At 66.7% G+C, this 14,528-nt stretch carries 9 protein-coding genes; 3 read left to right on the forward strand and 6 right to left on the reverse strand.

Going from position 1 to position 14,528, the window contains the following annotated elements; genetic code table 11:
• Window positions 1–76 precede the first annotated feature (76 nt).
• Entirely contained in the window at window positions 77–1,279 is a 1,203-nt protein-coding gene (locus tag HHL14_RS12060) for an O-succinylhomoserine sulfhydrylase (RefSeq protein WP_169497832.1), read from the forward strand.
• Between the two features lie 39 nt (window positions 1,280–1,318).
• Here HHL14_RS12060 and HHL14_RS12065 read toward each other — a convergent pair whose 3' ends face one another.
• Both HHL14_RS12065 and HHL14_RS12070 read right to left on the reverse strand, forming a co-directional pair.
• Complete coding sequence (locus tag HHL14_RS12065; RefSeq protein ID WP_169497833.1) at window positions 1,319–2,125, reverse strand: AraC family transcriptional regulator; 807 nt, start codon at window positions 2,123–2,125, stop codon at window positions 1,319–1,321.
• Between the two features lie 16 nt (window positions 2,126–2,141).
• Window positions 2,142–2,483 (reverse strand): FKBP-type peptidyl-prolyl cis-trans isomerase, encoded by a 342-nt coding sequence (locus HHL14_RS12070; RefSeq protein WP_169497834.1) that lies wholly within the window; start codon window positions 2,481–2,483, stop codon window positions 2,142–2,144.
• A 224-nt stretch (window positions 2,484–2,707) separates the two neighbouring features.
• Here HHL14_RS12070 and HHL14_RS12075 point away from each other — a divergent pair, with 224 nt between their 5' ends.
• Both HHL14_RS12075 and HHL14_RS12080 read left to right on the forward strand, forming a co-directional pair.
• Window positions 2,708–3,523, forward strand: a complete 816-nt coding sequence (locus HHL14_RS12075; RefSeq protein WP_169497835.1) for a sensor histidine kinase — start codon at window positions 2,708–2,710, stop codon at window positions 3,521–3,523.
• 100 nt (window positions 3,524–3,623) lie between these two features.
• Complete coding sequence (locus tag HHL14_RS12080; RefSeq protein WP_169497836.1) at window positions 3,624–4,967, forward strand: hemolysin family protein; 1,344 nt, start codon at window positions 3,624–3,626, stop codon at window positions 4,965–4,967.
• A gap of 27 nt (window positions 4,968–4,994) precedes the next feature.
• Here the strand turns inward: HHL14_RS12080 and treY are convergent, their stop codons facing one another.
• From treY to glgX, 4 genes are all read right to left on the reverse strand, one after another.
• Complete coding sequence (gene treY, locus HHL14_RS12085) at window positions 4,995–7,967, reverse strand: malto-oligosyltrehalose synthase (protein ID WP_169497837.1); 2,973 nt, start codon at window positions 7,965–7,967, stop codon at window positions 4,995–4,997.
• Window positions 7,964–10,183, reverse strand: a complete 2,220-nt coding sequence (gene malQ / locus HHL14_RS12090) for a 4-alpha-glucanotransferase (protein WP_169497838.1) — start codon at window positions 10,181–10,183, stop codon at window positions 7,964–7,966. Before malQ ends, treY begins: the two co-directional genes overlap by 4 nt.
• Complete coding sequence (gene treZ, locus HHL14_RS12095) at window positions 10,180–12,084, reverse strand: malto-oligosyltrehalose trehalohydrolase (RefSeq protein ID WP_169497839.1); 1,905 nt, start codon at window positions 12,082–12,084, stop codon at window positions 10,180–10,182. Before treZ ends, malQ begins: the two co-directional genes overlap by 4 nt.
• A gap of 157 nt (window positions 12,085–12,241) precedes the next feature.
• Entirely contained in the window at window positions 12,242–14,455 is a 2,214-nt protein-coding gene (gene glgX / locus HHL14_RS12100; RefSeq protein ID WP_169497840.1) for a glycogen debranching protein GlgX, read from the reverse strand.
• Window positions 14,456–14,528: the final 73 nt, after the last annotated feature.

Consider the following 14,528-nt stretch of genomic DNA (forward strand, 5'->3'; position numbering starts at 1 on the left):
ACGCAAAAGCGGGCTTTTTTGTTGCTGTCGTGCGCGCGCCGCACACAGCCACGGAACCTCGGAACTCACCATCGCCATGGACGACTCCCTGAACTTCGATTTCGACACACTGGCCGTCCGCTCGGGCACCGAGCGCAGCGACTTCAACGAGCATTCGGAAGCGATTTTCCTCACCTCGAGCTTCGTGTTCGCGAGTGCCGCGGATGCCGCCGAGCGCTTCAGGAACTCCGAAGACTACTTCACGTACTCGCGCTTCTCGAATCCGACGGTCTCGATGTTCCAGCAGCGCCTCGCCGCGCTCGAAGGCGGCGACGCCTGCATCGCGACCGCTTCGGGCATGGCCGCGATCATGTCGGTGGTGATGTCGACGTTGCAGGCGGGCGACCATCTGGTGAGCTCGCAGGCACTGTTCGGCTCGACGCTCGGCATGTTCTCGCAGATCTTCACCAGGTTTGGCATTACGACCACCTTCGTCGATCCGACCGATCTGAACGCGTGGAAAGACGCGGTGCGTCCCGAGACGAAGATGTTCTTCCTCGAAACGCCGTCGAACCCGCTGACCGAAGTCTCCGACATCGAGGCGATTGGCCGGATCGCCAAGGCGGTCAATGCGCTGTTCGTCGTCGACAACTGTTTCTGCAGCCCGGCCTTGCAGCAACCGCTGAAGCTCGGCGCCGACGTCGTCATGCATTCGGCGACCAAGTTTCTCGACGGCCAGGGCCGCGTGCTCGGCGGCGCGCTGGTCGGCTCGAAGCAATTCATCATGGAGAAGGTGTTTCCGTTCGTGCGCAGCACCGGGCCGACGCTGTCCGCATTCAACGCATGGGTGCTGCTAAAGGGCATGGAAACGCTGTCGCTGCGCGTCGAGAAGCAGTCGGCGAATGCGCTTGAAATCGCGCGCTGGCTCGAAGCGCATCCGGCCGTGAAGCGCGTGTTCTATCCGGGGCTCGAATCGCATCCGCAGCATGCGCTCGCGATGCGTCAGCAGAAGTCGGGCGGCGCGATCGTGTCGTTCGAGCTGAAGGGCGATACGCCCGAGCAGATGCGTGCGAACGCATGGCGCGTGATCGACGGCACGAAGATCTGCTCGATCACCGGCAATCTCGGCGACACGCGGACCACGATCACGCATCCGGCGACCACCACGCACGGCCGCATCACGCCGGAAGCGCGCGCGGCGGCGGGTATCAGCGAAGGTCTGATCCGTCTGGCGGTGGGGCTCGAAAACGCGGGCGATATCCGCGCGGATCTGCAGCGCGGTCTCGACAGCCAGGCGTAGCAACGGTGTCGGCGGGCAGGCCGTGACGGGCCTGCACTTTCAGTGCCGCAGTGCCCGCCACTGCCCGGGCGCCAGCCCAAAACGCCGAGTGAACGCGTGCGTATAAGCGCTCTGATCGCCGAAGCCGATCTCGAGCGCGATGTCGGTCAACGAAAGACGCGGGTCCGCGAGCAGCGTGAGCGACGTGTCGAGCCGCAGCCGCTGCAAATAGCGATGCGGCGTTTCGCCGAACGCATCGATAAACAGTTGATGAAAGCGCCGCATACCGAAGCCGCAATGCGCGGCGAGGTCCGCAATACGCAGCGGCTCGGACAGATGCGCGCGCAGCCAGCGGTCGATACGCGCGAAATCGAGGCGGCCGACGGCGGCCTGCGTGCCGGCGAGCGCGCCGGTATCGGCGATCAGCGCCGCTCCCAGGCGCGCCGCGGCATCCCAATGGAAGCGACGGTTGTCGCCAGCATCGCCTTGCGCTTCACCGAGACTGTCGATGCCATTCATGCCGGCCGCCGCGTGCGAGGCAATCCGATGCACGAGTTGCGCGAGCGATGCATCGACGCTAACGGCTCGGGCGCGCTCGAACAGCCGCTCCGGCACCGCTAGCGACGCCGCCGGCAAATCCAGTACCAACTGCCGGTTCATGCCGACGCCCGCGTAATCGTGCCGCGCGCCGGCCGGGATCAGCCACGCGGAGCCGGCGTCGATCTGCTGCGCGACGCCGTCCACCGCCATCACCATCGCGCCGTCGAGCCCGAGCACGACCTGATGAAAGTCGTGCACGTCCGACGCTTCGATCGCGCCATAGCAGCGCAGCGAAACGTTCGGGGCGGTGACGGCGGCGTGGCTCATCGAAACGACGAAAAACTCAGACTTCGAGCAGTTCGACTTCGAACACGAGCGTCGCATTCGGCGGAATCACGCCGCCCGCGCCGCGCACGCCGTAGCCGAGTTGCGGCGGAATGGTCAGCTTGCGCTTGCCGCCGACCTTCATGCCTTGCACGCCTTCGTCCCAGCCCTTGATCACCATGCCGCCGCCGAGCACGAACGCGAACGGGTCGTTGCGGTCCTTGCTCGAATCGAACTTCTGGCCGTCGATCAGCCAGCCCGTGTAGTGCACGGTCACGGTCTTGCCAGCCACAGCCTCGGCGCCGGTGCCTTCCACGAGGTCTTCATACTTCAGGCCGGATTCGGTCGTTACAGTCGACATGCGTCGCTCCTCAATCAAAACGTAAAACCGACATTGTAGGCGCGTTGATGCGGTATCGCCGAGTTCTGCCGGCTATTGTAGGTGGCACGCGGATTGCGGCGCCATCGGCCGTTCGGCCAGGCTGGTCGGGCCGGACGGGATGCCTATAATGGGGCTTCTTTCCGCTGCTTCCTTGCGCTTCTTTTTCTTCTTTTCATTACCCAGCTTTGCCGAGAGGGCCGATCGTGACAACGTCTCCCACCGGGACTCCTGGCGCACAGCCGGCATCCGCCGGCTTCGTCATCTCCGAACGCAGCGCGCATTTGCGCGCGGAAACCGCGTTGTTCATGCGCGATCACGTGCTGTCACTGGTCTCGCACGACCTGCGCGGTCCGTTGAATGCGATCCATAGCTGGGCCTACGTGCTCGAACGCAAGCTCGACGCGAACGACCCCAACTCGCAGCGCGCGATCACCGGCATTCGTAGCGGCGTCGATCAGCAGGTCAAGCTCCTCGAAACGATCGTCGATGCGACGCGTGCCGAAACGAAAGCGCTCGCGCTCGTCTACGAGCCGTTTCCGCTGCATCCGTTGGTGGACGAAACCGCCGAGGAAGTCCGGGCCGGTCTGGCGCGCGCCCGCGGTGTCGAGGTACGGCTCGACTCGCAGCTCGCAACCGAACAGTTGAACGGCGATCGCGAGCGTCTCGCCGCTGCGTTGTGGCTGATGACGACGTTCGCCACCGAGGCGAGCGCGCAGGGCGCCGAGGTGGTGCTCGCCACGCGCGCGGACCCGGGCACCTGGCACGCGAGCGTCACGTACACGCCGAACGAGGCCGCATTGAACGACGCGGCGCTGCCGCACCTGCTCGAGGCGTTCGCGCGCAAGCAGGCGGGCGAACCGCGTGAAGCGAAGCGCATCGCGTGGGTGTTCGCGCTGTGCAAGCGCGTCGCCGAGGCCCATGGCGGCTGCTTCGAGCAAAGCGACGCGGGCGAAGCCGGCGCGGCCGTGCCGGCCACGCTTACGCTGCGTGTGCCGCTCAGTGCGACGGCGCCGAAATGAGCATCGTGTGCAGAATCGCAAAAGACCGTTGAGTGCGATTAACTTTTCATCGAGCTTTCAACCTCTATACTGACAACTTTTGTTGCCGGAGCCCGCCGCTTTGATCCAGGTTGTCGCCCTTATCGGTGCATTGTTTCTCGTTGCCCTCAACGGCTTTTTCGTCGCCGCCGAGTTCGGGCTGGTCAAACTGCGGCAGACCCGCGTGCAAAGCCTCGCGACCCGGCATGGCATGCGCGGCCGGCTGCTCGCGAAGGTGCATGGCCAACTGGACGCCTATCTGTCCGCGTGTCAGCTCGGCATCACGCTCGCGTCGCTCGGGCTCGGCTGGATCGGCGAGCCCGCGTTCGCGCAGTTGCTCACGCCGCTGTTCAGCGTGATCGGTGTCGAATCGGAGAAGCTGATCCACGGCATCTCGCTGTTCTTCGCGTTCTCGTGCATCTCGTTCCTGCATATCGTGGTCGGCGAACTCGCGCCGAAGTCGCTTGCGATCCGCGAGTCGGAGAAGATTTCGCTGTGGGCCGCGGTGCCGCTGTACGGTTTCTACTGGGCGATGTATCCGGCCATCTGGGTGCTCAACACGAGCGCGAACGCGGTGCTGAAGGCCGCCGGGCTCGACTCGGAGCACGGCCACGATTCGCACTACTCGAACGACGAACTCAAGCTGATCCTGCGCGGCCGCCGCGCGAACGTCGCGAGCGAACTCGGCTCGTCCGATGGCGCGTACAGCCAGGACGAATGGAACACGATCGCGCATTCGCTCGATTTTTCGCGCATGACCGTGTCGGATCTGATGCGGCCGTCGCATGAGATGGTCGGGATGCGGCGCGACTTGCCGTTGCGCGACAACATGCAGGTGGTCGCGCGGCATCGTTTCAGCCGCTATCCACTGTTCGAGGATGCGTCGGGCGAGCGCGTGGCCGGCATGATCCACCTGAAGGACCTGCTGCTCGCGCGTCAGGCGGGCAGCACGCTCGACGACCTGTCGGACTACGCGCGCCCGGTCCAGTACGTGAAGCCGGAAATGCCGGCGCTCGAACTGTTCCGACGCTTTCGCAAGGGCGCGCCGCATTTCGCGCTGGTCGGCCACAAGAACGCGAAGCCGATCGGCTTCCTGACGCTCGACAATCTGCTCGGCGCGCTGGTCGGTCAGATTCACGACGAATTCCGTCAGGGCGACGCCGACTGGACGCGCATGGACGACGGCACGCTGATGGGCAAGGGCAGCTTGCCGGTGGTGTCGCTGGAGCGTGCGCTCGGTATCGACATCGACGAAGGCAAGGCCGAATCGGTCGGCGGTCTGGTGATTCAGGCGCTCAACGATTTGCCGACCGAAGGGCAGCGCGTCGGGTTCGAAAACTTCGACGTGGTGGTCAAAAAGATGAAGGGGCCGCGCATCGTGCTAGTGCGCGTGTACCCGAAGCTGTTCGACGACGAGGGCGGTTGACGCCGCCGCACGCGCATCGACCGCGCCTCACCCGCGCGGCACGCCATCCTCCACCAGCACCGCCACCGGCATCGCGGCGAGCGCGTCGCGCAGATACAGCAGGCTGCCGTTGTCGACTTTCGGCGCGGCGGGGCTGAGCCAGTCGAACAACGCGCGCGCCGACAGATCGGCCGGCATTTCGACCGCGGTGTCTTCCCAGAGCGCGGGCTCGACCAGCGGCAAGTCGGCATGAGTGCCGTGAGCGCCGCGAGTGCCGTCAGCCGCGGCGGTCGCTTCGGCCCCGCCCGCAGCACCCCCAGCGTCGAGCAATCCCATCGCCAGCCGGCTTGCGAGCACCACTGCCCACGCATTGCCGTGCCGCCGTGCAAACGCAATCACGTTCGATGCATGCTTGCCCCGCACCGCCAGCGGCAGATACGTGCCCTGACTCAGCAACTCCGGCAGATGCGTGCGCAGCGCCAGCAGACGCTGGATTACCCCGAGCTTCACGCGACCGTCGCGCCAACCGGTGAGGAATTCCGACGGCGGCGTTTGCGTCGGCGCGAGCCATGTTTCGCGTTGCGCGAAATCGACGGGCCGCCGGTTGTCGGGATCGACGAGGCTGAAGTCCCACAACTCGGTGCCCTGATAAAGATCAGGAATCCCTGGCGATGCCAGCCGCAGCACCGTCTGCTGCAAGCTGTTGAGCGCACCGGCCCGGCCGATCCGCGCGACGAACGTCGACAGTTCCTTCAGGAAGCCGTCGCGTTGCTGTGGCGCGAGGATGCCGAACAGGAACTCGCGGCAGCCGGCTTCGTACGCTTCGTCGGGCGCGAGCCAACTGGTTTGCAGCTTCGCTTCGCGCAGCGCCTTCAACTGCCATTGCGCGACGCGCTCGGCCAGTTGCTGCACGCCGGCTTCGTCGTCGGCGCGTAGGTCGGGCGGCCAGCAGCCCACTAGCGTTTGATACAGCATCGCCTCGGCGGCGGGCCCCGGCGCCCACGCATCGCGCTTGTCCTGACTCACGCTGCTGATCGGCGTGCCGTCGAGCGCGCGTCGCTGCGGTGCGTTCAACGTCGACCACGCGCGCAGTGTCGCGCTCCATTCGTCGGCGATTTCGCTCAGCACCGCGAGCCGCGCGCGCACGTCCTCGCCGCGTTTGTGATCGTGCGTGGCCGTCGCGAGTAATGCATGCGGAAAGCGCTCCGCGCGCGCCAGGTTGCCGGCGTGAAACTGTTCGACCGACAGCGCGAATTCGCCCGGATCGGAGCCGACTTCGTTACGCGACAGCAGACGGCCGTAGCGATAGCACGCGGTGTCTTCGATCGCTTTCGCGGCGAGCGGCGCGGTCAGTTGTGCGAACAGTGTTTGCGCGTTGCGTCGTGCCGAGCCCGCATGCGGGAGCGGGCCGCTGTTGTGCGCCTGCTGCTGTGCCGAGCCTGCCGCCGCCGAACCCGTCGAACCGCTTCGCGTGGCCGGAGCAGGCGGCGCAGCCGGCGCATCCTCCACACCGTCGCCGAGCCACGCGTTCACGCGTTCCAGCGCGGCGTGATCGGAGCGTGGCAGCGTCGCGCGCGCGCTGGCCAGCGCGACGTCGAAGTAGACGTTGTCGGCGGCATTGCGCAAGCCGTTCTGCGGATACATCCGGTACACCGGAAAATGCACGACCAGTTCGGTCAGCACGCGGCGCAGCGTCGTGAACGTGAAGTCGCGCGTGTTGAGCGAATCGCGCGCGATGCGATGCAACGCCCGCGCGGCGCGATCCAGTTCCGCCGACAGATTTTCCGCGAGTATCTTGCGCCGGGCGACGAGTGCCTCGTCGGCGAAGCGCGGGCTGCGGCCCGTCAGTTCGGCCCAGGTGCGTGCGAGCGGCTCGGCGCCGGCCGGATCGTGCAGCAGCGCGCCGACGTCGTTCATGAAGTCGTAGCCGGTCGTGCCGTCGACGGGCCAGTCGTCGCGCAATGGTTCGCCACGGCCGAGAATTTTTTCGACCACCACGTAGGGCGTCGTGTCGCGCAGCTCGGTCATCCGCTGCCGCAAACGCTGGCAGTATTCGCGCGGCTCGGCGAGGCCGTCGACGTGATCGATCCGCAAGCCGTCGACGAGTCCTTCGCGATACAGCCGAAAGATCAGCGTATGTACCGCGTCGAACACCTCGGGCCGTTCGACGCGCACGCCGGCGAGCGTCGAGATGTCGAAGAAGCGCCGCCAGTTCACTTCGTCGGACGCGGTGCGCCACCACGCGAGCCGGAAATGCTGCCGCTCGATCAACCGATGCAGCCGGTCGCGCGTGACCGGATCGTCGGGCGCATAGGTTTCCAGCACGGACTCGATTGCCGCGTTGCCTTCACGCGCGACGAACTCGCGCAACGCGTCACGCGCATCGGCCGCGCGCGGCTGATCGGCGGGCTGTGTCGTGAGTCCCTGGAAGCGATTGGCGAGCGCGCTCAGATCGGCGCGGTCGGCGCTTTGCAGGATCGCCGCGTAATCGACCGGGCAGACCGGAAACACGTGCGGTCCGTAGCCGATGTGAAAGCGTCCGCTGTCGGGCGCGAAACGCAGCGCGATGCGGCCGGCCGCGAGTTCGTCGCCGTACGGTGCGCCGAGCGTCGGCAGTAGCACCTTGCCGCGCAAGGCCGGGTCGGGCGAGTGCCAGTCGACGTCGAAATGGCGCGCATACGTGCTGTGCCGCCCCCATTCGAGGATGTCGAGCCACCACGCGTTGCTCGATCCGCCGACGCCCATATGGTTCGGCACGATGTCGACGATCAGCCCCATGTCGTGCGCGCGCAGCTTGTCGACGAGGCGCCTCAGGCCCGCCTCGCCGCCGCATTCGGCGCTGACCTCGGTGTAGTCGACGGTGTCGTAGCCGTGCATCGAACCGGGCTCGGCGGTCGTGATCGGCGAGGCATACAGATGGCTGATGCCGAGCGCGGCGAAGTAGTCGACGCGGCGCGCGGCGTCGTCGAACGTGAAGCCTCGGTGGAACTGGAGGCGCAGCGTGGAGCGTGGGACGGTCATGGCGTGTCAGGCTCCGAAGAAACATCGGGTGAAGGGGCGGTGTTCACGACAGCCGCACGGCGTGCCCGCTCGACGACCTCCAGGCGAGCGCTGAACGCGGCGTCGTCGAACATCGCATCGACGGGCAGCGCCATGCGGCGACGCCAGTTCGGATGCTCGTCGATCGAGCCCGGCAGGTTCGGCTGTTCGGCCAGCGCCAGCAGGTCCTCGAGCGGGAACGTCACGAGCGGCCCCGGCGTCGCGGCGACGAACGCGAGCGCTTCATCGACCGGCGCGTTATCCGCGGCCGGCGGCTCGACGTCGGCCGCGGCCACGCCGGCTTGCTGAAACGCGCGCCACAAATCCGCGCGCTGCTGCGCACGCTCTTCGAGCGCGACCTGCTCGGGGTCGCGGCCGTCGGCGCGTGCCATCGTCTGACCGATGCGGTTGCGCCAGCGGATGTCGCTGCCGCACCACCAGCCGGCGACCGTGGGCAGATCGTGCGTGGTCGTGGTGCCGACCGCGTAACGGTCCCATTGGCCCGGCGCCTTGAAGCCATTGCCGTCGGCGGCATCCTCGAACCACAGCACGCGAATTCCGTCGATGCCATGCTCGTCGAGCCGCTCGCGAAAACCGGGCGGCACCGTACCGAGATCTTCGCCGATCACGATCGCACGATGCCGCCATGATTCCAGCGCAATCAGCCGCAACAGGTCTTCGAGCGGATAGCGCAGATACGCGCCGTGGCGCGCGCTTTCGCCGTCGGGCACGAGCCACAGCCGCCGCAAGCCGAGAATGTGGTCGATGCGTATGCCTCCTGCATGAGCGAACGCCGCGCGCAGCATGTCGATGAAGGCGACGAAGCCCTGCGTGCGCATCGCGCGCGGCGAGAACGTGGTGAGCCCCCACGACTGCCCCGCCTGGTTGAACAGGTCGGGCGGCGCGCCGACCGACACGTGTTGCAGCATGTCGTCGGGATAGGACCAGGCGTGACTGCCGGCGCTATCGCAGCCGACCGCGAGATCGGCGATCAGGCCGATCGCCATGCCGGCTTCTCGCGCCGTGTGCTGCGCGTGCGACAGTCCGCGCGCGGCGAGCCATTGCAGAAACAGATGAAAGTCGACTTCGTCGCGATGCGCGGCGGCGAACGCATCGACTTCGGGGCTGCGCGGATCGCGTAACGCGTCGGGCCAGTTGCGCCAATGAGCGTTGCCGCCGTGCGCGAGTTGCGCGGCCTGCAACGCTTCGAAGCGCGCGTGATCCTCGAGCGCACGGCCCGCGCGTTCGCAGAAGCCGTGGAATTCGAGCGCATGCGGCGAGTGCTGCGCGCGTTCGTGCGCGCTGAACTGCGCGTACAGCGTGCGCAGCACCTTCAGCTTCAGCGGCGTCGCGTTCGGCCAGTCGATCAGCGGCAGGTTCTCGTACTGTGTCCACGCGTCGCCGCCGTGCGCGGCCGCGAGCGCGGCGCGTGCGGCCTCGGCGCCGAACACCGCGGCCGGATCGATATGCGCGACGTTGAGCCACAAACGCGACGACGGCGCGTACGGACTGAAGCGCTCCGCCTGCGCGCTGAACATCGCATGCGTTGGGCTGACGGCGAGCGCGTGCGCGCCGCGCCGCGCGCTCCGTTCCGCGAGTTGCGCGAGCGCCGTGTAATCGCCGATCCCGCCGTCGCCGGTGCGGCGCAAGCCATACAGCTGCGCGGCCATGCCCCAGAGCGGCGGCGCGTCTGCGTCGCTGCCTTGACTCTTGCCGGAGCCGTCGCGTAGCGTGCGCCACGCATCGGCGACGGTGTAGCAACGCGGCGGCGCGACCGCGAGCGTCATGCGCTGCTCGTTGATGACCAGCGTGTGATAGCCGGCTTCGTCGATCGGCGCGAGCAGCGCTTCTTCGCCTTTCGGCGCGGTAAAGCGACCGTCGATGATCGCGCCGCTTTCCAGTTCGATCCGGTAGTGGCTGCCCGATTTGACCGCGGCGGCGGGCAGCGCGATGCCGCGCCCGACCGCCGCGGTCATCAGCGGCGGCAACCGGCGCCCAGATAGTTCGGCCTCCAGAGCAGTTGCGCTATGGCGGATCTGGGTGGCATTGCCGCACGGCAGACCCATGCGGTCGAGCAGCGTCGCGAGCGTGGGTTCGGGCACCTGCTGCGTGTTGCGGTGCGCGTCGCGCCACTCGACCTCGAAGCCGGCGCGGGTGGCGAGTGCGATGAGCTTGTCGTTGGGGCGTCGGGTCGTCACGCGCGATGCTCCTCGTGGCAGGCGACGCGCGCATCGTGGCGGCTCGCGTATTCGTTGACGTCGCCGGTGATCCACGCGACGAACGTGTGCGCCGGCAAGACGTGCGCGTCGATCCGTTCACGCACGCGCGGCGGCGTTTCGAAAATGACCTTGCCGTCGGGCACGGACTCGAACGCGACGTCTTCGCGCGACAGATTCAGCGCGATCGACAGCGTTTCGCCATCGCCGAGTCGCCAGCGCGCGACCAGCGCATTCGCGTCGTCGCCATCGGCGGCGCGCAGCACGGTCGCGCCGAGCGGCTTGCCGTGCTGCAGACGCGGTGCGATCAGCTTCGCGCGCACCGCGAGCGCGGACTTGTAGAAATGCATCCAGTCGAGCCGCTCCACCGTGGACGACGCGTCGGGCGCGGGCGGCGACGACGCGGCGAAGGTCTGCGGATCGTTCGGATCGGGAATCTGCGCGCGGCGCTTTTCATCGCTGAACGCGGAAAAGCGCGCGAATTCGCGGCGCCGTCCTTCGCGCACCGCGTCGGCGAGCGCGCCGGTGTAGTCGGTGAAGAACAGGAACGGCTGCGTCGAACCGTATTCCTCGTCCATGAACAGCAGCGGAATTTGCGGCGACAGCAGCAGCAAGCCAGTCGCGGCCCGCAACGCGTCGTCCGAAGTCAGCGAGCGCAGCCGCTCGCCCATCGCGCGATTGCCGATCTGATCGTGGTTCTGCAAAAACATCACGAACGAAGTCGGCGGCAGATGTCCGCTCGCTTCGCCGCGCGGCGCGCCGTCGTGAATCGGCGACGGGTCGCCCTGATACGCGAAGCCTTCGGCGAGCACGCGCGCAAGACGGCGGATCGGCTGCTCTTCGTACGCGTGATAGTAGCCTTCGGTCTCGCCGGTCAGCAGCACGTGCAGCGTGTTGTGCGCGTCGTCGTTCCATTGCGCGTCGAAGTGTGTGTCGAGCAGGCTCGCGCTGTTGTGCTCGTTTTCGAGCACCAGATGCACGTGGCGGCCATGCTGCACGCGCGCGCGGATATGGTCGGACAATTCGCGCAGCCAGTCGTGATCGGCGATCGCGTGCACCGCGTCGAAGCGCAAGCCGTCGATCCGGTATTCGTTGATCCAGTAGACCGCGTTGTCGGTGAAGAAGTCGCTGACTTCGCTGCGCGTGAAATCGATCGCGGGGCCCCACGGCGTGTTCGCGCCGTCACGGAAAAACGTCTTTGCGTAGGTATGCAGATAATTGCCGTCCGGCCCGAAGTGGTTGTAGACCACGTCGAGGAACACCATCAGGCCGAGCCCGTGCGCGGCGTCGATCAGCGCTTTCAGTTCATCGGGGCGGCCGTATGCGGAATCGGGCGCATACGGCAGCACGCCGTCGTAGCCCCAGTTGTGGCGGCCGGGGAAATCGTTCAACGGCATCAACTCTATCGCGGTGACGCCGAGTGCGGCGAGCGCCGGCAGACGTTGTTGCACGCCCGCATAGCCGCCCAGCGCGCCGACGTGCAACTCGTACAGCACCGTTTCTTCCCACGGCCGGCCGTGCCAGTCGGTGTGTTCCCAGCGATAGGCGCGCGGATCGATCACTTCGCTCGGACCGTGCACGTCCTGCGGCTGGAAGCGCGAGGCCGGATCGGGCACGAGTTGTCCGTCGTCGAGCCGGAAGCGGTACAGCGTGCCCGCGCCGCTGTCGACGCTGGCCTCGAACCAGCCGTTGCCGGTCGGCGTCATGTCGTGCACGCCGTGCGCGGGGCCGTTTTCGAGGGCCACCTGCACGCGTTGGCACGACGGCGCCCAGAAGCGGAAACGCGTGCGCGGTTTGCCGCCGCTCGCGCCGAGCAGTTGCGCGCTAAACGGCAGGCAATGCGCGTGATGATGCGTGTGAGGATCGATCGGTCTTTCGGACATGAGTCTTCACCATTCGAATCTGCTATCGAGTCGCGCATTGCGATGCCCATGCATCGCGGTGCGCTCGACGTTGCGTCGCAACATTCTTGCCAGCCCGGCGGCGCGGTTTGTCTTCGCTCAAGCGTCCCGGCCATCGCGACGCTTTCTTTCGACTCTTTCACGACGAGCCATCGCCGTCCGACGTCTGCGCGCCCGGATCGGGCGGCAGCGCGGTCAACAGGCGCTGCCCGTGCTGCGCGCCGGCTTTCCAGCCGGCCTGCCAGTCCGCCTCGCCGGTCGGCTGCGCGGCAAGAATCACGAGGCCGTGCGCGGCGACGTCGAGCGCGGCCGTGGCGAGAGGCTGCGGCGCGCGCTCCGGGGCTGCTGTATCGAGCAGCACATGCCATTCCAGATGCGGAGCCGGCGGCACGAACGGCAACGGTTCCTCGTGTGCGTTGAGCATCAGTAACAATACTTCCGTTTCGCCATTCAGGCCGGGACCCGCGCGACGCAACGTGAGCGCGCGACCTTCCGGATCCTGCCACGCTTCGATCGTCAACGGATCGCCGTGCTCGTCGAACCAGCCGACGTCGAACAGGCCCGGCAGCACTTCGCGATCGCCGAACAGAAAACGCGTTTCGCGCAGCAGCGGATGCTGCTTGCGCAACGCGATCACGCGCGCGACGAATTCGGTCATGCGCCGGCCCTCCGGCGAATCGGTGAGATCCCAGTCGAGCCACGATAGATCGTTATCCTGACAATAAGCGTTGTTGCTGCCGCGCTGCGTGCGCAACGCCTCGTCGCCGGCGAGCAGCATCGGCGTGCCGAGCGCGATGAACAGCGTCGCGATCAGCGAGCGCGATACACGGCGGCGCGTGGCGAGAATCGCGGGGTCGTCGGTGACGCCTTCGACGCCCCAGTTGCGGCTGCAATTCTCGTTGTGGCCGTCGTTGTTGTCTTCCTGGTTGGCTTCGTTGTGCTTCTGCTCGTACGCGGTGACGTCGGCCAGCGTAAAGCCGTCGTGCGACGTGACGAAGTTGATCGACGCCCACGGCTTGCGATGCCGCCGGTTGAACAGATCGGCCGAGCCGGTCAGGCGCGCGGCGAGATCGGGCCGCAGACCCGCGTCGCCGCGCCAGAAGCGCCGCACGGTGTCGCGGAAGCGGTCGTTCCATTCGCTGAAGCCCGGCGGATGATTGCCGAGCTGATAGCCGCCGGGGCCGATGTCCCACGGCTCGGAAATCAGCTTGCGCTGCGATAGCACCGGGTCCTGGCGCAACGCGTCGAACAGGCCCGAGCCGGGATCGAAGCCGTGGCTCTCGCGCCCGAGCGTCACGCCGAGATCGAAACGAAAGCCGTCGATATTGAACGCGCTCGACCAGTAGCGCAGCGAATCCATCACCATCTGCAGCACGCGCGGATGCGGCAGGTTCACCGTGTTGCCGCAGCCGGTGTCGTTGATGTGGTGACGCTCGTCGCCCGGAATCAGCCGGTAGTAGCTCGCGTTGTCGAGCCCGCGCCACGAGATGGTCGGCCCCATTTCGTTGCTCTCGCAGGTGTGGTTGTAGACCACGTCGAGAATCACCTCGATGCCGGCCGCGTGCAGTTGCCGCACCGCGATGCGCATTTCGTCGAGCCGGTGCGAACTCAGATAGGTCGGCTCCGGCGCGAAGAACGCGGCGGTGTTGTAGCCCCAGTAGTTGCGCAGACCGCGCTCCACCAGGAAGCGGTCGTTCAGGAACGCATGCACCGGCAGCAGCTCGACCGCGGTCACGCCGAGCTTCAGCAGATGCTCGATGAACTCCGGCGACGCCAGCGCCGCGAACGTGCCGCGTTCGTGCTGACGCAGATCGGCGCGCAACATCGATGCGCCGCGCAGATGCGTCTCGTAGATCACGGTGTCGCCCCACGGCACGTCCGGGCGTTTGTCGTGCGACCAGTCGAACGCCTCGTCGATCACCACGCACTTCGGCATCGCGGGCGCGGAATCGCGCCGGTCGATCGACAGGTCGGCGCGATTCGAATGCACGCGATAGCCGAACAGCGCGTCGGACCAGCGAAACTGGCCGACCAGTTTGCGCGCATACGGATCGAGCAGCAGCTTGTGCGGATTGAAGCGATGACCGAAATGCGGCTGATACGGCCCATGCGCGCGAAAACCGTACGCGGTGCCTGGATGCGCGCCTGGCAGATAGCCGTGCCAGACTTCGTCGGTGCATTCGGGCATCGCGTAGCGGCGGATTTCCTTGCGGCCGGTCGGATCGAACAGACACAGCTCGATTTTCTGCGCGTTCGCCGAGAACACGGCGAAGTTGACGCCGAGACCATCCCAGCTCGCACCGAGCGGGTAGGGCGAGCCGGCCAGCAGCCGGTCGGGCATCGCATGCGACATGATTCCCCTTTCCTGTTCTGATTGTTGGACGCAAGGCCCGGGTCTTCATGCAACGGGCGCGCGACGCATGGAG

It is taken from the genome of Paraburkholderia antibiotica, assembly GCF_012927125.1.
Lineage (GTDB): Bacteria > Pseudomonadota > Gammaproteobacteria > Burkholderiales > Burkholderiaceae > Paraburkholderia > Paraburkholderia antibiotica.

Coding starts and splice junctions, on each gene's coding strand:
- HHL14_RS12060 (WP_169497832.1), top strand. CDS start 77: ATGGACGACTCCCTGAACTTCGATTTCGACACACTGGCCGTCCGCTCG.
- HHL14_RS12065 (WP_169497833.1), bottom strand. CDS start 2,125: ATGAGCCACGCCGCCGTCACCGCCCCGAACGTTTCGCTGCGCTGCTAT.
- HHL14_RS12070 (WP_169497834.1), bottom strand. CDS start 2,483: ATGTCGACTGTAACGACCGAATCCGGCCTGAAGTATGAAGACCTCGTG.
- treY (WP_169497837.1), bottom strand. CDS start 7,967: ATGACCGTCCCACGCTCCACGCTGCGCCTCCAGTTCCACCGAGGCTTC.
- treZ (WP_169497839.1), bottom strand. CDS start 12,084: ATGTCCGAAAGACCGATCGATCCTCACACGCATCATCACGCGCATTGC.
- glgX (WP_169497840.1), bottom strand. CDS start 14,455: ATGTCGCATGCGATGCCCGACCGGCTGCTGGCCGGCTCGCCCTACCCG.